Origin of the sequence: Actinomycetospora soli (assembly GCF_021026295.1) — a bacterium.
Taxonomy (GTDB): Bacteria; Actinomycetota; Actinomycetes; order Mycobacteriales; family Pseudonocardiaceae; genus Actinomycetospora; species Actinomycetospora soli.
This window is the reverse complement of the sequence record NZ_JAJNDA010000003.1, coordinates 270,492-290,776: the sequence shown is the minus strand read 5'-3', so window position 1 is coordinate 290,776 and position 20,285 is coordinate 270,492. Positions and strand designations below refer to the sequence as shown.

Annotated in this window: 24 protein-coding genes; 17 read left to right on the top strand and 7 right to left on the bottom strand. The window is 73.3% G+C overall.

Translation table 11 applies throughout. From position 1 onward, the window contains the following. Positions 1 to 60 precede the first annotated feature (60 nt). From LN037_RS06250 to LN037_RS06225, 6 genes are read left to right on the top strand one after another with little or no spacing between them, the layout of a single operon-like run. The gene (locus tag LN037_RS06250; protein WP_230750869.1) at positions 61 to 831 is read left to right on the top strand and encodes a nuclear transport factor 2 family protein; all 771 of its coding nucleotides are present in this window, start codon (positions 61 to 63) and stop codon (positions 829 to 831) included. Next, entirely contained in the window at positions 828 to 1,814 is a 987-nt protein-coding gene (locus LN037_RS06245) for an alpha/beta hydrolase (protein WP_230750867.1), read from the top strand. The genes LN037_RS06250 and LN037_RS06245 overlap by 4 nt, the downstream gene beginning before the upstream one ends. Further along, the gene (locus tag LN037_RS06240; RefSeq protein WP_230750865.1) at positions 1,811 to 2,650 is read left to right on the top strand and encodes a 3-hydroxyacyl-CoA dehydrogenase family protein; all 840 of its coding nucleotides are present in this window, start codon (positions 1,811 to 1,813) and stop codon (positions 2,648 to 2,650) included. Before LN037_RS06245 ends, LN037_RS06240 begins: the two co-directional genes overlap by 4 nt. A 53-nt stretch (positions 2,651 to 2,703) precedes the next feature. Further along, complete coding sequence (locus LN037_RS06235; RefSeq protein WP_230750863.1) at positions 2,704 to 3,894, top strand: acyl-CoA dehydrogenase family protein; 1,191 nt, start codon at positions 2,704 to 2,706, stop codon at positions 3,892 to 3,894. Next, complete coding sequence (locus LN037_RS06230; protein ID WP_230750861.1) at positions 3,894 to 5,387, top strand: AMP-binding protein; 1,494 nt, start codon at positions 3,894 to 3,896, stop codon at positions 5,385 to 5,387. Before LN037_RS06235 ends, LN037_RS06230 begins: the two co-directional genes overlap by 1 nt. Positions 5,388 to 5,411: 24 nt before the next feature. Further along, positions 5,412 to 6,074, top strand: a complete 663-nt coding sequence (locus LN037_RS06225) for a TetR/AcrR family transcriptional regulator (RefSeq protein ID WP_230750859.1) — start codon at positions 5,412 to 5,414, stop codon at positions 6,072 to 6,074. Between the two features lie 4 nt (positions 6,075 to 6,078). Here the strand turns inward: LN037_RS06225 and LN037_RS06220 are convergent, their stop codons facing one another. Genes LN037_RS06220 through LN037_RS06210 form a run of 3 tightly spaced genes read right to left on the bottom strand, consistent with a single transcriptional unit; the run spans position 6,079 to position 8,158 of the window. Further along, entirely contained in the window at positions 6,079 to 7,407 is a 1,329-nt protein-coding gene (locus LN037_RS06220; protein ID WP_230750857.1) for an MFS transporter, read from the bottom strand. 39 nt (positions 7,408 to 7,446) lie between these two features. After that, complete coding sequence (locus LN037_RS06215; protein ID WP_230750855.1) at positions 7,447 to 7,872, bottom strand: PPOX class F420-dependent oxidoreductase; 426 nt, start codon at positions 7,870 to 7,872, stop codon at positions 7,447 to 7,449. 7 nt (positions 7,873 to 7,879) lie between these two features. Beyond that, positions 7,880 to 8,158, bottom strand: a complete 279-nt coding sequence (locus LN037_RS06210) for a DUF6343 family protein (protein ID WP_230750853.1) — start codon at positions 8,156 to 8,158, stop codon at positions 7,880 to 7,882. 70 nt (positions 8,159 to 8,228) lie between these two features. Here LN037_RS06210 and LN037_RS06205 point away from each other — a divergent pair, with 70 nt between their 5' ends. Further along, positions 8,229 to 8,528, top strand: coding sequence for a helix-turn-helix transcriptional regulator (locus LN037_RS06205; RefSeq protein ID WP_230750851.1), 300 nt, complete (start codon positions 8,229 to 8,231; stop codon positions 8,526 to 8,528). A 237-nt stretch (positions 8,529 to 8,765) separates the two neighbouring features. On the opposite strand, the gene LN037_RS06200 is transcribed toward LN037_RS06205, so the two are convergent. Both LN037_RS06200 and LN037_RS06195 read right to left on the bottom strand, forming a co-directional pair. Next, positions 8,766 to 9,500 (bottom strand): amino acid ABC transporter ATP-binding protein, encoded by a 735-nt coding sequence (locus LN037_RS06200; RefSeq protein WP_230750850.1) that lies wholly within the window; start codon positions 9,498 to 9,500, stop codon positions 8,766 to 8,768. Beyond that, positions 9,497 to 10,402: an amino acid ABC transporter permease gene (locus tag LN037_RS06195; protein WP_230750848.1), complete on the bottom strand. Its 906-nt coding sequence runs from the start codon at positions 10,400 to 10,402 to the stop codon at positions 9,497 to 9,499. The genes LN037_RS06200 and LN037_RS06195 overlap by 4 nt, the downstream gene beginning before the upstream one ends. Positions 10,403 to 10,724: 322 nt before the next feature. On the opposite strand from LN037_RS06195, the gene LN037_RS06190 reads away from it, so the two are divergent. The 10 genes from LN037_RS06190 (at position 10,725) to LN037_RS06145 (ending at position 18,096) form a co-directional block, all read left to right on the top strand. Beyond that, positions 10,725 to 11,627, top strand: coding sequence for an ABC transporter substrate-binding protein (locus LN037_RS06190; protein ID WP_230750846.1), 903 nt, complete (start codon positions 10,725 to 10,727; stop codon positions 11,625 to 11,627). A gap of 35 nt (positions 11,628 to 11,662) precedes the next feature. Next, positions 11,663 to 11,863: a hypothetical protein gene (locus LN037_RS06185; protein WP_230750844.1), complete on the top strand. Its 201-nt coding sequence runs from the start codon at positions 11,663 to 11,665 to the stop codon at positions 11,861 to 11,863. Positions 11,864 to 12,163: 300 nt separating this feature from the next. Beyond that, positions 12,164 to 13,243: an ABC transporter substrate-binding protein gene (locus tag LN037_RS06180; protein WP_230750842.1), complete on the top strand. Its 1,080-nt coding sequence runs from the start codon at positions 12,164 to 12,166 to the stop codon at positions 13,241 to 13,243. A 19-nt stretch (positions 13,244 to 13,262) separates the two neighbouring features. After that, positions 13,263 to 14,066 carry an ABC transporter ATP-binding protein gene (locus LN037_RS06175; RefSeq protein WP_230750840.1) on the top strand — a complete coding sequence of 268 codons (804 nt, stop codon included), beginning with the start codon at positions 13,263 to 13,265 and terminating at the stop codon, positions 14,064 to 14,066. Further along, entirely contained in the window at positions 14,056 to 14,961 is a 906-nt protein-coding gene (locus LN037_RS06170; RefSeq protein WP_230750838.1) for an ABC transporter permease, read from the top strand. Before LN037_RS06175 ends, LN037_RS06170 begins: the two co-directional genes overlap by 11 nt. A 103-nt stretch (positions 14,962 to 15,064) precedes the next feature. Next, positions 15,065 to 15,676: an adenylyl-sulfate kinase gene (gene cysC / locus LN037_RS06165; protein ID WP_230750836.1), complete on the top strand. Its 612-nt coding sequence runs from the start codon at positions 15,065 to 15,067 to the stop codon at positions 15,674 to 15,676. After that, positions 15,673 to 16,605, top strand: coding sequence for a glycoside hydrolase family protein (locus LN037_RS06160; protein WP_230750834.1), 933 nt, complete (start codon positions 15,673 to 15,675; stop codon positions 16,603 to 16,605). The genes cysC and LN037_RS06160 overlap by 4 nt, the downstream gene beginning before the upstream one ends. Continuing rightward, positions 16,605 to 17,390 carry a sulfotransferase family protein gene (locus LN037_RS06155; protein ID WP_230750833.1) on the top strand — a complete coding sequence of 262 codons (786 nt, stop codon included), beginning with the start codon at positions 16,605 to 16,607 and terminating at the stop codon, positions 17,388 to 17,390. The genes LN037_RS06160 and LN037_RS06155 overlap by 1 nt, the downstream gene beginning before the upstream one ends. After that, on the top strand, positions 17,321 to 17,587 hold the full coding sequence (locus LN037_RS06150) for a DUF202 domain-containing protein (protein ID WP_308286113.1): 267 nt from the start codon (positions 17,321 to 17,323) through the stop codon (positions 17,585 to 17,587). Before LN037_RS06155 ends, LN037_RS06150 begins: the two co-directional genes overlap by 70 nt. A gap of 71 nt (positions 17,588 to 17,658) precedes the next feature. After that, entirely contained in the window at positions 17,659 to 18,096 is a 438-nt protein-coding gene (locus LN037_RS06145; RefSeq protein WP_230750829.1) for an SRPBCC family protein, read from the top strand. A 241-nt stretch (positions 18,097 to 18,337) separates the two neighbouring features. Here the strand turns inward: LN037_RS06145 and LN037_RS06140 are convergent, their stop codons facing one another. Both LN037_RS06140 and LN037_RS06135 read right to left on the bottom strand, forming a co-directional pair. After that, complete coding sequence (locus tag LN037_RS06140; protein ID WP_230750828.1) at positions 18,338 to 18,820, bottom strand: OsmC family protein; 483 nt, start codon at positions 18,818 to 18,820, stop codon at positions 18,338 to 18,340. Positions 18,821 to 19,183: 363 nt separating this feature from the next. Further along, entirely contained in the window at positions 19,184 to 20,254 is a 1,071-nt protein-coding gene (locus LN037_RS06135) for an LLM class flavin-dependent oxidoreductase (RefSeq protein ID WP_230750826.1), read from the bottom strand. Between the last annotated feature and the right edge of the window lie 31 nt (positions 20,255 to 20,285).

Here is a 20,285-nt window from a genome sequence, read left to right as displayed (position 1 = left end):
CCAGCCTGGACATCGCCCGACCACTCGTCAACACTGCGGTTGACGACAGGGAGGTCATCCGTGGACATCCACCCGATGGGCGCGCTGATGCGGAGCTTCGTCGTGGACTGGCTCGACCGTGCGGACCCGACCGTCCCCCCGCAGATCATGGCGCCGGAGTACGCCATCGACATCGCCGGGGTGCAGATGCCGGGTCGCGACGCCTATCTCGAGGCGACCACCGGGCAGCTCGCCCGCTTCCCCGGTCTCACCGTCACCGTCCACGACGCGCTCTACACGACCGACGGCCGCGCCGCGCTGCGCTTCACCGAGCACGGTGCCTCCGCGCGCGGCGGCGCCGCGGCCTGGCGCGGCATCGGGATCTTCCGCGCCGAGCACGGCGTCCTCGTGCACAACGCCACCGAGGAGGACTACCTCGGCCGGCGCCGCCAGCTGCTCGGCGGCACCCCCGACCCGGTCGACCCGCCCATGGTCGCGCCCTGGACCGAGCCGCCGGCCGACCCCGACGACGACGCCGGGAAGGCCGTCCGCGCGTGGCTCGACGCCGGCGCGCCCACCCGACCGGGGATCACGTACGACGACGGGCGCACGCACGCCGACCTGCTCGATCACCCGTCCGTCGAGGTCGACGCGCTGATCGTCGCCGGACGACGGGTCGCGGTCCACGGCGTCGCCCGCGGAATCTATGCGGGAGGCCTTCCCGACGTCGGGTCGAGCGCCCGGGAGGTGACGCTCGGCGTCGCCGCCCTCCTCGACGTCGCCGCCGACGGGACGCTCACCGGCCACGTCGTCCGCGACCGGCTCGGCGTGCACCGGGCGCTCACCCGATGACGGCGCCCGATGTCAGCGGCGATGTCAGCGGTGGCCCACCGCGCACGTCCGACGTCAGCGGTGGGCCACCGCTGACCGCCGAGCTCGCCCCCGAGGCCGCCGACCTGCTCCGCCGGCTCGCCGAGCTCGGCCTGCGGCCCTACGCCGAGGTCGGGGTGCTCGCCGCCCGGCACGCGGTCGAGGCGTCGCGCTGGATGCAGGGGGAGAAGGTCGCCGTCGCCACCACCGACCTCCTCGTCGACGGTGCCGCCGGCCGGCTCCCCGCCCGCGTGTACCACCCCGACCCCGGCACGACGTTGCCCGTGACGGTCTGGTTCCACGGCGGCGGCTGGGTCACGGGCAGCGTCGCGAACGCCGACCGGCCGTGCCGGGCGATCGCGCGGCAGGCGCGGTCCATCGTCGTCTCGGTCGAGTACCGCCGCGCCCCCGAGACGCCGTTCCCCGGGCCGGTCGACGACGCCGAGGCCGCCACGAGCTGGGTGATCGGCCATGCGGCCGAGCTCGGGGCGGACCCGCTCCACGTCGTCGTCGCGGGCGACAGCGCGGGCGGCACCCTCGCCGCCGCGGTCGGTCGCCGGCTGCGCTCGGCCATCGCCCGGCAGGTCCTCGTCTACCCGCCCCTCGCTCCGCCCGGACCGGCCGGCTACCCCGCGCACAACGAGGGTCACCTGCTCACCCATGCCGACATGGTCTGGTTCTGGGACCACTACCTCGCCGGGCAGGCGCCCACCCCCGACGCCGCGCCCCTGCTGGGCCGGGACGTCGAGGGCCTCCCGCCCGTGAGCATCGCCGTCGCCGGCTTCGACCCCCTGCACGACGAGGGCCTCGCCTACGCCGCGCGGCTCCGCGAGGCCGGCGTCGACGTCGACCTGCGCGACTGGCCGGACATGATCCACGGCTTCCTCGGCATGGCCGGCGAGCTGCCGCAGACGGCCGGCCTGATCACGTGGGTCGCCGCAGCGATCGGGAGGAGCACGACATGAGCGTGGCCGTCATCGGAGGCGGGACGATGGGCCGCGGCATCGCCTACGTGTTCGCCGCGGCCGGTCTGCCCACCACGGTCGTCGAGCCGGACGAGGGTCGCGGGAGCGCGTTGATCGGCGAGCTCGCAGCGCGGGCGCGGACCGGTGCCGAGCGCGGCAAGCTCGACGCGGCCGTCGCCGCCCGCCTGCCCGATCTCCTCGACGTGGTGCCGGACGTGGGCGACCTCTCCACCGGCCTCGACCTCGTCGTCGAGTCCGTCCCCGAGCTGCCGGAGCTCAAGGCCGAGGTCCTGACGGCGGCGGAGGCCCGCGGGCCGCGTCTGCTCGCCTCCAACACCAGCTCGATCTCGATCGACTCCCTCGCCACGCACCTCGCCCGCCCGCACGCCTTCCTCGGCATGCACTTCTTCAACCCGGTGTGGTCGCTCCCGCTGGTCGAGGTCGTCCGTGGCCGCGCCAGCGACGAACGGGCGATCATCGCCGCCCAGGACCACGCGACGACCATCGGCAAGGAGTCCATCGTCGTCCGGGACGTCCCGGGCTTCGCCACGAGCCGCCTCGACAACATCGCCGCGTTCGAGGCGATGCGCATGGTCGAGGAGGAGGTCGCGACGGCGGAGGACATCGACAAGGCGGCCGTGCTCGCGTACGGCCATCCGATCGGCCCGCTGCGCCTCTCCGACGTCGTGGGCCTGGACGTCCGGCTCGACATCGCGCGGCACCTGTCCGGCGTCTACGGCGAGCGCTACGCGGCACCGGCGATCCTCGAACGGCTCGTCGCGCAGGGGCATCTCGGACGGAAGTCGGGACAGGGCTTCTACCGCTGGGCCGATTGACCGGTCCGGAACCCGCGTCTACCGTCAACAGTGCTGTTGAAACAGGAGGCGACATGGCCGACGGCATCGTGAAGGACGACCTGCTCCTCGACACCGACGAGCGCCGGGCGCTGCGCGAGAGCGTGGCGAAGCTCGTCGGCAGCTACGGCCGGAGCTACTTCCAGGACGTGACGAAGCGGGGCGCCCGTCCGGACGACCTGTGGCGCGACCTCGGCGAGGCGGGTTATCTCGGGGTCCACCTGCCCGAGGAGTACGGCGGCGGGGGCGGGGGCCTGACCGACCTGGCGATCGTCATCGAGGAGACCTCGGCGGCGGGGTGCCCGCTGTTCATGCTGGTCATCTCGCCGGCGATCGCGGGCTCGCTGCTCACCGCACACGCCTCGCCGGTCCAGAAGGAGCAGTGGCTCCCGGGCGTCGCCGACGGCACGAAGCGCATCGCCTTCGCGATCACCGAGCCCGACGCCGGGACGAACACCCACAACATCACGACGACCGCGCACGCCGACGGCCCCGACGCGTGGCGCATCCGCGGGCAGAAGTACTGGACCTCGGGCATCGACGACGCCGACGCCGTCATCGTCGTGGCCCGCGGTGCGGAGCCCGACGCGCGGGGTCGTCACCCGATCTCGATGTTCCTGGTCCCCACCGACGCCGAGGGCCTGAGCTTCCAGCCCATCGACTCCGCGTTGCAGATCCCGGAGAACCAGTTCACGACCTTCTTCGACGACGTCCGGGTCACCCGCGACGACCTGATCGGCGAGGAGGGTGCGGGCCTGCGCCAGGTGTTCGCGGGCCTCAACCCCGAGCGCGTCACGGCCGCCGCGCAGGCCAACGGCATCGCGCGCTTCGCGCTCGCGAGGGCGGCCCGCTACGCCACCGACCGCACCGTCTGGTCGACCCCGATCGGCGCCCACCAGGGCGTCTCGCACCCGCTCGCGAAGTGCTTCGTCGAGGTCCAGCTCGCCCGGCTGATGACGATGCACGCGGCGACGCTGACCGACGAGGGCGCGGACCCGGCGGCGACCGGCAGCGCGTCCACCGTCGCGAAGTACGCCGCAGGCGAGGCCGCGGCCGCGGCGGTCGACCAGGCGATCCAGACCCACGGCGGGAACGGGCTGTCCAACGAGTACGGCCTGTCCGACCTGTGGTTCGCCGCGCGCATGTTCCGCACGGCGCCCGTGAGCCGCGAGATGGTGCTCAACCACGTCGCCCAGCACAACCTCGGCCTGCCCAAGAGCTACTGATGACGACCGCGCTGATGGACGCCACCCTCGGCGACACGCTCAGCCGGGTCACCGCCCTGGGCGTCGACCGGCCGGCGATCACCCTCGACGACCGCACCCTCACCTTCGGCGAGCTCGACCGCCGCGCCCACCGCGTCGCGCAGGCGCTCGTCCGCGAGGGCCTGCGTCCCGGCAACCGGATGGCGGTGCTGCTCCGCAACGGTCCGGAGTACGTCGAGCTGCTGTTCGGGGCGGCCCGGGCGGGGGTCGTGCTGGTCGCCCTCAACTGGCGGCTGGCGGCTCCGGAGGTCCGCGCGATCCTCGACGACGCCGAGCCGGCGCTGCTGGTCTGCGGCCGCGACCAGCTCGGACTCGTCCCCGACGACCGGCGTCCGCTGGTCCTCGAGGACCGCTACGAGAGCTGGCTGGAGGAGGGCGCCGACGAGCCGGTCGGCCACGACGCGGCCCCCGACGACGTCGTCCTGCAGCTGTACAGCTCGGGCACCACCGGCCTGCCCAAGGGTGCCCGGCTAACGCACGCCAACCTCGCGTTCACCCCGCGCATGGGCCGCGAGTTCTACGGCATGGGACCGGACACGGTGAACCTCGTGCCCTCCCCGCTGTTCCACATCGGCGGCATCGGCTACGGGCTGACCGCGCTCGGCCAGGGCGGGCACACGATCCTGCTCTCCGACCTCACGCCCGACCACCTCGTCGCCGTGATGGAGCGGCACCGGGTCACGCACGCCTTCGCCGTGCCGGCGATCGTGGCCGCCGTCCTGGCCGCACCCGCCGTCGGGAACGCGGACCTGTCGGCGCTGCAGCGGATCGCCTACGGCGGGGCCCCGATGACCGAGGCGCTCCTGCGCCGCGCGATCGCCGTGCTGGGCTGCGGGTTCATGGCGGTCTACGGCATGACCGAGACCGCGGGCACCGTCGTGAGCATGGCTCCCGAGGAGCACGAGACGCACCGGCTCCGGTCCGTCGGCCGCCCGCTGCCGTGGCTGGAGATCCGGTTGGTCGACCCGGTCAGCGGCGACGACGTCGGGGTCGGCGGGGTGGGGGAGATCCTCGTGCGGTCCGGGCAGAACACGCCGGGCTACTGGCACCGCGACGACCCCACGACGGACGCCGACGGCTGGCTGCGCACCGGCGACGCCGCCTACCGCGACGCCGAGGGCTACCTGTACCTGCACGACCGCATCAAGGACCTGATCATCTCCGGCGGCGAGAACGTCTACCCGGCCGAGGTGGAGAACGCGCTGGCCGCGAACCCGGCGGTCGGGGACGTCGCGGTGATCGGCGTCCCGTCGCAGCGGTGGGGCGAGACGGTGAAGGCGGTCGTCGTGCCGGCCTACGGCACCACGCTGGACGTCGACGAGGTGCTCGCCGACGTCCGCACGCGCCTCGCCCGCTACAAGTGCCCGACGTCGATCGACGTGGTGGCGGCCCTGCCGCGCAACGCGGCTGGCAAGGTACTCAAGCGCGAGCTCCGCGCGCCCTACTGGCGCTGAGCGGACGGGACGGCGGGAGGTCGGATGGCGGCACGGGACGAGCCGAGTGCCATATCCCGACGACGGGCCGCGGCGCTCGACGAGGGCGGCGCGGCCTACCAGCAGCGGCGGGCCGCGATCGTCCGCGCGGCCGGGGACGTGTTCAAGCGGCACGGGTTCCGCGGCACCAAGATCGGCGACATCGCCGAGGCCGTGGGCATGGACCGGGCGACGATCTACTACTACGTCGGCGGCAAGGAGGAGCTCTTCCACACCGCCGTCGGCGACGCGGTGGAGCGCAACTGCCTGCGCGCCGAGGAGATCCTCGCCGCCGGCGGCTCACCGCCCGAGAAGCTGCGGACGCTGATCACCGAGCTGATGGTGTCCTACGCCGACAACTACCCCTACCTGTACCTCTACATCCAGGAGGACCTCGGCGCCCTGGCGCCGCGGTCGCAGTGGGGCCGCACGATGGCCCGCTACAACAAGCGGTACGAGAACGTGCTCGTCGCGATCGTCGAGGACGGCCTGGCCGACGGCAGCTTCCACGCGAGCACGCAGCCGTGGGTGGTCGCCTACGGGATCCTCGGGATGGTGGCGTGGTCGAACCGGTGGTTCAACCCGGAGACCTCGACCGTCCCGGCCGCCGAGATCGGCGCCGCCTACGCGCACACCGTGCTGGGCGGACTGCTGCACACGCGGTCCTGACCCCTCACCCCCGGGCGCGGGGCGCCGCGGTCCGCAGGTCGACGTCGCGGGTCTCGCGGAAGCAGAACACGCAGACCAGCAGGCTGACCAGCGCCGCGACGCTCGCGTAGGCGGCGACCGACAGGACCGTGCCCGTCGCCGCGACGAGCGCGGTGCCGACCAGGGGAGCGGTCCCGCCGAACAGCCCGTACGAGACGTTGAAGCCGATGCCGCTCGCGGTCGCGCGGACCCTCGTCGGGAAGAGCTCCGGGATCAGCACCGTGACCACCGCCGAGTTCAGCGACACCGGGATCATGAACAGCAGCTGCGCGGTCAGGGCGCCGCCGAAGGTCCCGTCGTCGGCGATCGTGTAGGCGATCGCCGGGAGCACCACGTAGATCACCGCCGCCGTCAGGTGCACCGGCTTCCGGCCGACCACGTCGACGAGCAGGCCGGTGAGAGGCAACGTCACCAGCAGCGCGCCGGTCGCGATCAGGCTGGTGGCGAAGGCGGCGTCGGAGTCGAGCCCGACGTCGTTGATGAGGTGCTGCGGCAGGTAGGTGATGACGCTGTAGGAGGACACCGATCCGCCGACCGTCATCCCGACGTAGAGCAGGATCGCCCGCCACTGGGTCCGCAGCGTCGTCCGGAACGGCGTGGCCTCGACCGCGCCCTGCTCGCGCCGGAACCGCTCGAACTCCGGGCTCTCCTCGACGGCGAGCCGGAGCACCAGACCGAGCGCGCAGAGCGGGATCGCGACGAGGAACGGGATGCGCCAGCCCCACGTGGCGAGCTGCTCCGCGGACAGCGTCGCCGTCAGCAGCGTCGCCATCGCCGCGCCCGACATCAGCCCGAGGTAGACCCCGAGCGACGCGAAGCTCGCGAAGAACCCCCGCCGGTGGGCCGGGGCGTGCTCGACCATGAACCCGACGGCGCCGGAGTACTCGCCACCCGCGGCCAGTCCCTGCAGCATCCGCAGCACGAGCAGCAGCACCGGTGCGGCGATGCCGGCGCTCGCGTACGTCGGGAGGGCCCCGATCAGGCCGGTGAACACGCCGATCAGCAGCACCGTGAGCGAGAGCATCGCCCGCCGCCCGAGGCGGTCGCCGACGACGCCGAACAGCGCCCCGCCGAGCGGCCGCATGATGAACGAGATCGCGTAGATGCCGTACGTCGCGAGGAGCCCGGCCACGGGGTTCTCGTCGGGGAAGAACAACGGGGCGAGGATCGGCGCGAGGTAGCCGTAGACGCCGAAGTCGTACTGCTCGACGTAGTTCCCGATGCTGCTCGCCAGCACGGCCCGCCGGGACGGCTTCCCGACGGCCGGTGTGGCCGGGTCGGTGCTGATGCTCACGAAGGATCAGGGTGAAGCCCCCGTGAGGAGCGTGCACGGTCAGATGCTGTCGCCGTAGACCTTCTCGACGGTCATCGTCATGAGCACCCGGCGGTCCGCGACCATGGTGGCGCGGTACTCGTCCCAGTCCGGGTGCTCGCCGGCGGCGGCGCGGTAGTAGGCGACGAGTGCCTCGACCTCCGGGCCGCGCGGGTCGGTGCCCGGCCCGACGAGCGTGACCGGGCCCTCCGCGGTGGCCCACGAGCGACCGTCGGGCGCGGTCACCTCCACCGCCGCGCGCGGGTCACGGCGCAGGTTGGCCGTCTTCGCGCGGCCCTCGGTCATCGAGACCTGGAGCGTGCCGGCGTCGGGGTCGTAGAACGGCTGGACGGGGGAGAGCTGGGGGAGCCCGTCGCGCTTCAGCGTGGCGAGCACCCCGAGGCGGGCGGCGGCGAGAAGGGCACGGTGGGCGCGCTGGTCGGCCATGCCCCGATCATCCCGGTTCGCCGCGGCGCTTGCGGTGGATCACCCACCCCAGGTCGACCAGGCAGATCACCCCGATGACGACGAAGGCGACGACTGCCCACGTCAGGCCCAGCCACGCCATCACGACGACGCCCGCCACGCAGGAGAGCACGCCGAAGGCGGCGAGGACGGCCCGCAGGGTGAGGGCCGAGTAGGCCGGGGCGGCGCCGCCGAAGCCCCCGAGGGGATCGTGGTGGTCCGGAAGGCCGCGTTCGTAGTCCGCACGCGTGCGTTGCTGTCGTGCCATCGGCGGGGATTGCCGGTGGAACGGGGTGCGCACGCGTGTCGTCGCCCGCGATCGGGCAGCCCTGCGAGCTATGAGCAGGATCGACCGTGAACGCTGCGACACGCTCGTCATGGCCGCCCTCGAGGCGTCGCCGCGGACCGGCGAGGAGATCCTCGATCACCTCGCACGCACGGCCCGCCGGACGCCCCGACCGTCGGTGCGCCAGCTGTGGACCTCGCTGCACCGGCTCGAACGCAACCGTCTGCTGCGGCGCGTCGTCGGCGACCGCCGCCGGTTCCGCCTCACCGACACCGGGCTGCGGGTGCTGCACGCCCGGGTCGCGGCGGTGCAGGCGTACGGCTCGGCGCTGGAGCTGGCCACGGCGACCTGACGTCGGGCGGCGGTTGCGGGCGCGCACGACTCGCGACGGGTGGGTCCGGCGCAGAGGCCGAGCGGCACCCGAGGGTGGCGGTCGGATCAGGTGGGCGACCACCGTCGCACCTTGTCGCGGGCTCTCGCGGTCGGCGGCGCATGGTGTCGTGGGAATTAAGCGCGACAAGGTCGGCGGGTGTCGGCAGAAGCCCGCGACAGGGCGCGGCAGGCCGACGGCGCACCGGCCGGCGCCGGGCTACGCCACGCGCACCGACCTGTCGTCGAGAACCTCGGACGGCGGACCGGAGCGTGCGATCCGCCCGTCCTGCAGGACCACCACGGTGTCGGCCACCTCGCGCGCGAAGGCGATCTCGTGCGTCACCACGACCATCGTCGTGCCGCCCGCGGCGAGGTCGCGCAGCACCTCGAGCACCTCGCCGACCAGGGCGGGGTCGAGGGCGGAGGTCGGCTCGTCGAAGAGCATGAGCGTCGGTTCCATCGCCAGCGCCCGGGCGATCGCCACGCGCTGCTGCTGGCCGCCCGAGAGCTGGCGCGGATAGGCGTCCTCGCGTCCCGCGAGCCCGACGCGGGCCAGCAGGGCGCGGCCCCGCTCGAGGGCCTCCCGCCGCGGCACGCCGAGCACGCCGATCGGCGCCTCGACGACGTTCGCCAGCGCCGTCATGTGCCCGAAGAGCTGGAACTGCTGGAACACCATGCCGATCCGCCGACGCTGCGCCGCGATCGTGCGCTCCGGCAGCTCGCGCAGCACGTCCCCGTCCCGGCGGTACGCGACGAGCGACCCGTCGACCTCGATCGTCCCGGCGTCCGGGGTCTCGAGGTGGTTGATGCAGCGCAGCAGGGTCGACTTGCCCGACCCGCTGGGCCCGACGAGCACCGTCACCGACCCGGCCTCGACGTCGAGGTCCACGCCGTCGAGCACGGTCGTCCCGGCGAACGCCTTCGTCAGGCCCCGGATCTCCAGCAGGCTCACGAGAACCACCTCCGCAGTCGCTGCAGGGGCGTGGGCGGCAGCGTCCGCTCCGCGCCGCGCGCGTAGTACCGCTCCACGTAGTACTGCCCGACGGACAGGATCGACGTCAGGATCACGTACCAGACCGTCGCCACCAGCAGCAGCGGGATGATCTCGTAGGTGCGGTTGTAGATCGTCTGCACCGAGTACAGCAGGTCGGTCACCGCGATCACGGAGACGATCGACGTGCCCTTCAGCGTGCCGATCACCATGTTGCCGGTGGCCGGGATGATCGAGCGCATCGCCTGCGGCAGCACGATCCGGCGCAGCACGCGGGCGCGGGTCATGCCGAGCGAGACGGCCGCCTCGGACTGCCCGGCGTCGACCGACAGGATGCCGCCGCGCACGATCTCCGCGGCGTAGGCGGCCTCGTGCAGGATCAGCCCGAGCAGGGCCGCGACGAGCACGCTGACGAGGTTCACCGACTCGACCGAGAAGAACGTCGGACCGAACGGGATCCCCAGCGAGAGCTGCGGGTACAGGGCGCCGACGTTGTACCAGAACAGCAGCTGCACGAGCAGCGGCGTCGACCGGAACAACCACACGTAGGCCCAGCTCACCGACGAGAGCACCGGGTTGCCCGACAGGCGCATCGCCGCGAGCCCGATCCCCAGCAGGAAGCCGACGACGGTGGTCGCGAGCGTGAGCAGCAGCGTCGTCGCCAACCCGCGCAGCACCGAGGGCGTGAGGACGTACTGCGCGACGGTGCCCCAGCCGAAGGCCGGGTTCAGCGCGACCGAGCGCAGCGCCCACACGACGAGCACGAGCACGACGACGGCCCACACCCAGCGGCCGACGTGGCGGGAGCCGACGGTGCGCGGTGGGGACGGCGACGGTGCTTCGGGGGCGATGAGGGACGTCATCGGGTCACTCCGGACACGAGAGGATCATGGGAGGTGCCGGCGTCCCTCAACGCAGACGTCGCGACGGTACGTCGGCGACACGGACCGCGTCGAGTCGGGCGCGCGCCGTCACACCGAGCTTGACCACGTCGGGTCCGGGTGGTTCTGTCGCTTCCATGGCACCCGGCGTCACGCTCGTCTCGCGTGAGCACGTCGACCTGTGCCGCTGCTGGTCCGCCGCCTGTCGCTGAGCCGCCGCCCGGCCGCCGTCGCAGCGGACCCACCCCTCGTCGCAGTGCGCTGCGTCGGGTCCCCCTGCGGCACTCCCGACAGGACCACCCCCATGCCCCGTGCCGTGCTCGCGGCCGTGCTCGCCCTCGTCGGCGTGCTGCTCGCCGGCTGCGCGTCCCCGCTCGACGACGCCGACGCCGGCGTCCCGCGCGAGGACCTCACCTCGTCGATCACCGTCGACCCGGCGGCCCGGCAGCTGCTGCCCGCCGCGGTCGCGCAGGACGGCGTGCTCTCGGTCGGGGCGAGCGTGTCGGCGCCGCCGTCCGCCTTCCACCTCGCCGACGGTGTGACGACGACGGGTCAGGACATCGACATGACCGAGGCGGTCGCCCGGACCCTCGGCCTGCGCGTGCAGCGCACCGAGTCGACCTTCGACGGCATCGTCCCCGGCCTGACCAGCGGGAAGTTCGACGTCGGCACCGGCAACTTCGCGGTGACCGAGGCGCGCAAGAAGCAGGTCAGCTTCGTGACCTACATCAACGACGGCCAGGGCTTCGCCGTCCGCGCCGACGACCCGCAGCCGCCGATCACCGATCTCGTCCAGCTGTGCGGGCGCACGGTCTCGGTGCTCACCGGCTCCACCTTCGAGTCCACCCTCGGGAAGGCCCAGCCGCGATGTCGCCAGGCGGGTCGACCGGCCATCGAGGTCCGCAGCTACCCCGACGGCGCGACGACGGGTCTCGCACTCGCCCAGCGGCGCGCCGACGTCACGATGAGCACGATCAACGGCCTGCGCTACCTCGTCGACCAGCAGCCCCGGCTGCGGTTCGTCAACGAGTTCCGCCGGCTCGACGTCGGGTTCGCCCTGGCGAAGGACTCCCCGCTGATCCCGGCCGTGCAGGCCGCCGTCACGCGCCTCATGGCCGACGGCACCTACGCCCGGATCCTCGCCAAGTGGGGCACCTCGCCGTCCGCGCTGCGCACCTCCCTGGTCGACCCGCCCGAACCGGCCTGACCCCTCCTCCCACGTCCGAGCACCAGGAGACACCTGTGCCGTTCACCCCCCGTGGCGCCGCGGTCGCCACGTTCCTCACCCATCTCGACGCGGTCGTCCAGCGCGAGGTCTCGGCGGTCGACGCCGGCGCCGGACGCTGGGAGATCGAGGCCGAGCGGATCGCCGCCGAGGTGGCGGGCTCGCTCGCGCTGCTGCGCACCGAGCTGCAGCGCCACCGCACCGCGTTCGCCGACTGAGTCCGGTGACCTGTCCGGTGGAACAGGTCCGTGGGGGTCACCCGCATCACGTCGGTGGCCTCCACGGATCGGTCATGGCAGGCTTTCCTCCCGTGACCGCAGCAGCCGACGTGCGTCTCGTGGCCCGCCGCCACGTGGACTACGGCCGCGTCTACAGCTGCGCCTGTCTGTCCTCCTGATCCACCTGCGTCACCCGCCGTCACCCCGATGACGGCGGGTCGGACGCGGGTGCTGCGCGCCGGACATCCGCCCGCCCGACCCCGCACACCGCGCGGGGCCCCCTCAGGAGAACCACACCCCGTGACCCGTCATCGCCGGCGCACCCTGCCCGCCGTCGTCATCGCCCTCGTCGTCGGTGCGCTCGCCCTCGCCGGCTGCTCCCGCGCCGAGGAGTCCACGAGCACCCCCGCCGCGGACGCCGGGCCCGCGCCCGAGCTGCGCCTCGGGTACTTCCCGAACATCACCCACGCCGGCGCGCTGATCGGGGTGCAGAACGGTCTGTTCGCCCAGCAGCTGGGGCAGACGAAGCTCTCGACGCAGACCTTCAACGCCGGGCCGGAGGAGACGAGCGCGCTCTTCGGCAACTCGATCGACATCGGGTTCATCGGGTCGGGCCCGGCGATCAACGCCTACAAGCAGAACCCCGAGGGCGTCCGCATCATCGCCGGGGCGACCTCCGGCGGCGCCCAGCTCGTCGTCCGGCCGGGCATCACCAGCCCGCAGCAGCTGCTCGGCCGGAAGATCGCCACCCCGCAGCTCGCGAACACGCAGGACATCGCGCTCAAGAAGTGGCTGAAGGACAACAACCTGCCGACCGGCACGGGCCCCGGCGCCGTCGAGGTCGTCAACATCGACAACGCCCGCGCGCTCGACGCCTACCGCACGGGTCAGCTCGACGGCGGGTGGCTGCCCGAACCGTTCGCCTCGCGTTTCGTGCTCGAGGGCGGCGCCACGCCGCTGCTCGACGAGAAGACGCTGTGGCCGAACGGGCAGTTCCCGACGACGGTCGTCATCGCCCGCACCGACTACGTGCAGCAGCACCCGAGCACGGTCGCCGCGTTCCTCAAGGGCCTCGTCGTCGCGGAGGACCTCGCGCGGACCGACCCGAACGCCGCGAAGGCCGCCGCGAACGCCGGGCTCGGGGCGGCGGGCAGCAAGCCGCTCGCGCAGAACGTGCTCGACCGCGCGTGGAGCGACGTGTCGCTGAACCCCGACCCGCTCGCGTCGACGTTCCCGGTGCTCGCGCAGAACGCCGTCACCGCCGGGACCGCGCAGTCCGCCACCGACGTCAAGGGCCTCTTCGCCCTCGGCCCGCTCAACGAGGCACTCCAGGCCGCCGGCCGACCGACCGTCGACCCGGCCGGGCTCGACACCAAGTAAGTCCGGAGGGACTCCCACCATGACCGCCACGCTCGAGCGCCACGCCCCGGAACCGCGCACCGGGCCGCCCGCCCTGGACGTCCGCGGCGTCTCCAAGGTCTTCGGGACGGGACAGGACGCCGTCGTCGCCCTCGACGGGGTCGACCTGTCGGTCGCGCCGGGGGAGTTCGTCTGCCTCCTCGGCGCCTCGGGCTGTGGCAAGTCGACGCTGCTCAACCTCGTCGCGGGCCTCGACCGGCCCACCAGCGGCACGGTCGAGACGACGTCGGCGCGGCCCGCGGTGATGTTCCAGGAGGCGGCCCTGCTGCCGTGGTTGGACGCGGGCCGCAACGTCGAGCTGCCGCTGCGCCTCGCCGGGATCGGCCGGGCGCAGCGGCGGGAGCGCGCGCAGGAGCTGCTCGCGCTCGTGCGTCTGGAGGGCCAGGCGGACAAGCGCCCGCACGAGCTCTCCGGCGGCATGCGGCAGCGCGTCGCCCTGGCCCGGGCCCTCGCCGCGGCAACCGGCCTGGGCGGGGAGGGGAAGAGCCGTGAGGAGGCGGGCGTCCTGCTCATGGACGAGCCGTTCGGGGCGCTCGACGCGATCACCCGCGACGTGCTGCAGGCCGAGCTGCTGCGCGTCTGGGAGGCGACCGGCACCACGGTGCTGTTCGTGACCCACGACGTGCGGGAGTCCGTCCGCCTCGCGGAGCGCGTCGTGCTGCTGTCCTCGCGGCCCGGTCGGGTGGTCCGGGAGTGGGCCACGTCGACCGACACCGACGCCGAGGAACTGCACGGCGACATCACCGGTGAGCTGCGCGAGGTGATCTCCGCGCATGGCCGCTGAGAGCACGACGGCCACCGACGAGGAGCGCCCGGGACCGACCGACGACGCGATCGACGTCGGACGGGGTCTCGACGCCCTCGACACCCCGACCGAGCAGCGGACCCCGCTGTGGAAGCGCTTCCTGACGGGGGTCGTCCCGCCGATCGTCGCGGTGGTCCTGTTCGTCGTCGTCTGGCAGATCCTGTGGGCGTCGGCGATCTGGCCCGAGTTCAAGCTGCCCTCGCCCGAGGCCGTGTTCGGCACGATCGGCCAGGACTTCGCCGAGGGCCGGGCGTTCGACATCATCTGGACGTCGATCAGCCGCGCCGTGCTCGGCTTCCTGCTGGCCGTCGTCGTCGCGACCCCGCTCGGGCTGCTGGTGGCCACCGTGCCGCTGGTCCGCTCCGCGATCGGCCCGATCCTCACCGGGTTGCAGAGCCTGCCGTCGGTCGCCTGGGTGCCCGCGGCCGTCCTGTGGTTCGGGCTGACCGACGCGACGATCTACTTCGTCGTGCTCATGGGCGCGGTGCCCTCGATCGCGAACGGCCTGGTGTCGGGCATCGACCAGGTGCCGCCGCTGCTGCCGCGGGTCGGGTTCGCCATGGGCGCCTCCCGCTCGCAGTCCGCCCGGCTGATCATGCTGCCCGCGGCCCTGCCCGGGTTCCTCGGCGGCCTCAAGCAGGGCTGGGCGTTCTCGTGGCGCTCGCTCATGGCCGCGGAGATCATCGCGACGTCGCCGAGCCTCGGGTTCGGTCTGGGCGCCTACCTCAACGAGGGGCAGTCGCTCTCCGACATGCCCTCGGTGATGGCGGCGATCCTGCTGATCCTCATCGTGGGGATCGGGGTCGAGCTGCTGTTCTTCCGGCCGGCCGAGCTCCGGGTCCTGCGGGCCCGCGGCCTCGCGACGGGACCCTGAGACGTGGGTCTGACCCGGCGGCGGCACGTGGACCACGGGCGGGTGGACAGCGCGCTCTGTCGCTGACGGCACCCGTGTGTCCGTCCGCGAACCAGGAGCCGCCATGTCGTCCGGTCCTGCCGTCCACCCGTCCTCCGTCCCCTGCGCCGGGGGCGCCACCGTCTGGTTGACCGGCCTGCCCAGCGCCGGCAAGTCGACCGTCGCCGCCGGCCTCGCCGACCGGCTGCGCACCGGGCGGTGCGGCGTCGAGGTGCTCGACGGCGACGTCATCCGCACGAACCTCTCCAAGGGGCTCGGCTACAGCCGCGAGGACCGGGCCGTCAACATCCGGCGCATCGGGTTCGTCTCGGGCCTGCTGGCGCGCAACGGCGTCATCGTCCTGGTGGCGTCGATCGCGCCCCACGCCGACGTCCGCGCGCAGGTCCGCGGCGACCACGAGGCGCTCGGCGTGCCCTACGTCGAGGTGCACCTCTCGACGCCGGTGGAGGTGACCTCGGAGCGGGACGTGAAGGGGCTCTACGCCCGGCACCGCGCCGGCGAGATCACGGGGCTGACCGGCGTCGACGACGTCTACGAGGTCCCCGAGCGCCCCGACGTCGTCCTCCCCACGCACGAGCAGACGGTCGACGAGTCGGTCACCGCCCTGCTCGAGCACCTCGTCCGCCGCGGGATCCTGGCGCGCGAACCCGACCGCCTGACGAAGGAGTCCGCGTGAGCCACCTCGACCCGACCGGCGCCCCGCTGCCCGACGGCACCGCGGCCGCCGTCGTCGTCCCCCCGCCCGACGGGCGTCCCGGCACGTGGGCGGGCGCCCCGAGCGCCCTGCGCCACGACGGCGCGGTGTACCTCGCCTACCGGCTGCGCCGCCCGGAGGGGGAGGGCCGCGGGTACGCGAACGTCGTGGCCCGCTCGACCGACGGGGTCGACTTCGAGGTGCTCGCGATCATCGAGAAGGAGCGCTTCGACGCCGAGTCACTGGAGCGCCCGGCGCTCGTCGTCACGCCGGCCGGCCGTTGGCGGCTGTACATCAGCTGCGCGACCCCCGGCACCAAGCACTGGTGGGTGGAGCTGCTCGAGGCCGACACACCCGAGGGTCTCGCGGGCGCGCCGTCGGTGACGGTGCTGCCCGGGTCCGCCGAGCTCGCCGTGAAGGACCCGGTGGTGCAGTCGCACGGCGGGCAGTGGCACCTGTGGGCGTCGGTCCACCCGCTCGACGATCCCGACGCCACCGACCGCATGACCACCGAGTACGCCACCAGCCCGGACGGCGTCGCCTGGACCTGGCAGGGCACCGCGCTCGCGCCGCGGCCGGGGGAGTGGGACGCGCGCGGGGTCCGCATCAGCACCGTCGTCGACCTCGGGGATCACCTCGTCGCCCTCTACGACGGCCGCGCGACCGCCGGGGAGAACTGGGAGGAGCGGACGGGGGTCGCCACGGCCCTTCCCGACGGCGGGTTCGGGCGCTTCCGCGCCGAGGGTTCCGGTCCCGCGGCGGAGTCACCCGTCGTCGGGAAGGGCCTGCGCTACGTGCACGCGCTGCCCCTGCCCGGTGGGGAGTACCGCCTCTACTACGAGGTCACCCGGCCCGACGGCGCGCACGAGCTGCGGACCGAGACGGTCCCCGCCCTGGTGGGAGCCACCTAGTGGCCCTCCCGGACTTCCTGCTCGTGGGCGCCCCGAAGTGCGGCACGTCCGCGCTGCACAAGGCGCTGCAGGGGCATCCGCAGCTGTTCCTGCCCGAGGTGAAGGAACCGAAGTTCTTCCTCACCGACGGCCCACCGCCGACCGGCGGGGGAGGCCCGGGCGACGTGCCCACGTGGGGTGAGCACGTGTGGCGGCGGGCGGACTACGAGGCACTCTTCGCCCCCGCCCCGCCCGGGTCGCTCACCGGCGAGGGCACCGTGTTCTACCTCTACGACACCGAGGCCCAGCGGCGCATCCACGACCTGGTCCCGCGGGCGAAGCTCGTCGCGGTGCTGCGCGACCCCGTGGAGCGGGCGCACTCGAACTGGTCGCACCTGCGCGAGGCGGGCCTCGAACCGGAGGCCGACTTCCTCACGGCGTGCCGCCTCGAGGAGGAGCGCCGCGCCGGGGGCTGGGCGCACTTCTGGCACTACGTCGCGCAGGGCCGGTACGGGGAACAGGTGGAGCACCTGCTGGGGCTGTTCCCGCCGGAGCAGGTCCTGCTCCTGCGCTACCGCGCGCTGCGGGACTCGCCGACCTGCACGGCCGACCGCGTGTGCGCGTTCCTCGGCGTGGAGACCGGCGTGGTGCGCGGGGTGCCGCGCCATCACGTGCGCCCCGACGTCCACGGCCGCTCGTCGGGCCTCGACCCGGAGGAGCGCGCGGCGGCCCTGCCGTGGTTCGCCGACGACGTCGCGCGGCTGGAGGAGATCACCGGCTGGGACCTCGACGACTGGCGGCGCTAGTGGGCGACGTCCGGTGGTTGCTCGCCCGGGAGCGCACGAGGCTGTCGCGGATGCGGTTCTCGCTCGGGTTCTCGCTCACCGCGATCGCGCTCGCGGTCCTGGTCCCGCCGCAGGTGCCGACCCTGCTCGTCGTCGTCCCCGGGGTGCTCTGCGCCCTCGCGGGCCTGGTCGCCGCCCTCGCCTCCTTCCGGTCCTGACGACGGGTCCTGGTGGACCGGGCCGCGGCCGCTATAGCGTGGTGATCCACTCACCCGCAGGAGGAACCACCGTGCCGCGTCCGTACGCCAGTGGAGTCGTCGCCGCCCCGGTCGAGAAGGTCTGGGCCCAGCTGCGCGCGTTCAACGACCTGCCCTCGTGGCACCCGGCCCTGAGCCACAGCGAGCTCGTCGAGGGCGTCGACGGCCAGGTCGGAGCGGTGCGGCGACTGACCATGGCCGCCGGCGGGGACCCCTTCGACGAGCGGCTGATCACGCTCGACGACACGATCCGCAGCCTCACCTACACGTTCGCCGGGGCGAACCCGTTCGGGGTGCGTCGCTACCTGTCGACGGTGCGGGTCTGCCCGGTCACCGACACCGGCGAGACCTTCGTGGAGTGGTTCGCCGAGTACGACGCCGACGCCGCCCAGGAGGAGGAGCTGAACCGGACCTTCGCCGAGGGCGTGTTCGCCACCGGCATCCGGGAGCTGCGCGAGAAGCTCACCTGAGCGCTCCCCAGGAGCGGGCGCCCGCCCCGGGCAAGATCCGGACGTGCGGGGCGAAGTGATCGCACAGCGATCACATCGCTCCGCCGGACAGGATCTTGTCGATGAGTGGGGGCCCAGCGAGGTGCGTGCGGGCCGTGGCGCGGGGCCTGAGGTTCACACGGGCGGCCTCGGCGCGTCGCCGGGACGACGAACGGGCCGCCCGTCACGGTCGATCGTGTCGGACGGCCCGTTCGCGTACGGATCAGACCGTCGCGGTCGCCTCGACGCGGGTCCAGTTGTTCTCGAACTCCAGGCCGCTGCGCTTGAACAGCTGCGTCACCGGGCAGCGGCGCTCGGTCTCGGAGACCAGCCGGGCGAACTGCTCCTCCGTCGCGTCGGTCTCGATCGTCGCGCGCACCTCGACCCGGTCGAAGTTGGCGTTGCCCTCGGCGCCGCCCACGAGGACGGCGGTGTCGAGGTCACCGACGATGTCGAAGTTCCAGCTCGTCACCGTGATCCCCAGGTCCTTCGCGACGAGGCTGCCGGTGACCTGGTTGCACGAGGTGAGGGCGCCGAGCGCGTAGAACAGCGGGCTCGGGGCCGAGTCCTGGCCGCCGAAGGCGGGGTAGGCGTCGGTGTGGAAGACGTGGCCGCCCTCGCCGCCGGCGGTGAGGGTCTGGTAGACGCCGGTGCCCTCGCCGTGGACGGCGAACGGGACGACGGTCTCCTTGGGCTTGATGGCCATGCTGATGTCTCTCCTGGAGGGTTCGGACGAGTCCCGGCCCGGACGCGGACCGGGTGCTGGAGGCGCGCGCCGACTCCGGGACGTACGCGCGCGGGGGACGGCGGGTTCGACCGCCGGGGTGTGACGCGCTCAGACGAGCGCGGCGGCGGGGCGACAGCCCATCGCCGGGACGCGACACAGGTCGACGTGCAGACGGCGCACGAGATCCTGGGCCACGGGGCCCATTCAACCCGGTGTGCACAACCGATGTCGAGACCGACGCGGGTCCGTCACAGCGCTGGACGCCGCCTCCGCACCGGAAGGAGCGGATTCGGACGCCCAGGCCCCGGATCCGCGACCTCCGTGCAGGGCCCGGCCAGGAGGTCACCGCAGCAGCGGCAGCACGCCCTCGCCGAACTGGTAGGCCTCCTCGAGGTGCGGATAGCCCGACATCACGAACTCGTCGATACCGAGCTCGTGGTACTCCGCGATCCGCTCGGCGACCTGCTCGTGGCTCCCGACGAGGGCCGTGCCCGCGCCGCCGCGGACCAGCCCGATCCCGGCCCACAGGTTGGGGCTGATCTCCAGCGAGTCGGTGGACCCGCCGTGCAGGGCGAGCATCCGCTGCTGGCCGACCGACTGGCTGGTCCGCAGCGTGGCCTGCGCGCGTTCGATCGCCGCCGGGTCGAGGGCGTCCAGCAGGCGTTGCGCCTGCGCCCACGCCTCCTCGGCGGTGTCGCGGCTGATCACGTGCAGGCGGATGCCGAACCGGATCTGGCGCTCGAGCTCGTCGGCGAGCTTGCGGACGCGACCGATCTTCTCGGCGACGCCGGCCGGGGGTTCGCCCCAGGTCAGGTAGACGTCCGCGTGCCGGGCCGCGACGGGCAGCGCGGCGTCGGAGGACCCGCCGAAGTAGATCGGCGGCGTCGGGTCCGGCGGGGCGTAGGTCGACGCACCGACGACGCGGTACTGCCCCCCGGAGAAGTCGAAGGGTTCCGCGCCCCACGCTCCCCGCAGCACCGTCAGGAACTCGTCGGTCCGGGCGTAGCGGGCGTCGTGGTCGGCCCAGTCGCCGAAGCGCTGCTGCTCGACCGCGTCGCCGCCGGTGACGATGTTGAGCATCAGTCGGCCGTCGGAGATGCGCTGGTAGGTCGAGGCCTGCTGCGCGGCGAGGGTGGGCGAGATGACGCCGGGCCGGAAGGCGACGAGGTAGCGCAGTCGGCGGGTCTCGCGGAGCAGGGCCGCCGTCGTGATCCAGGCGTCCTCGCAGAACGACCCCGTGGGCGTGAGCACCCCGACGTAGCCGAGGTGCTCGGCGGCCCGCGCGACCTGCGCGAGGTAGTCGATGTCGGCGCCGCGCGAGGCGTCGCCGATGTCGCCGCGGTCGGCGTGGCGGCGCGCGACGATGCCGCGCGCGTCACCGGAGGTCGGCAGGAACCAGTGGGGAACGATCATGGTGTGCGCTGCGCGCAGGTGAGCAGAAAAG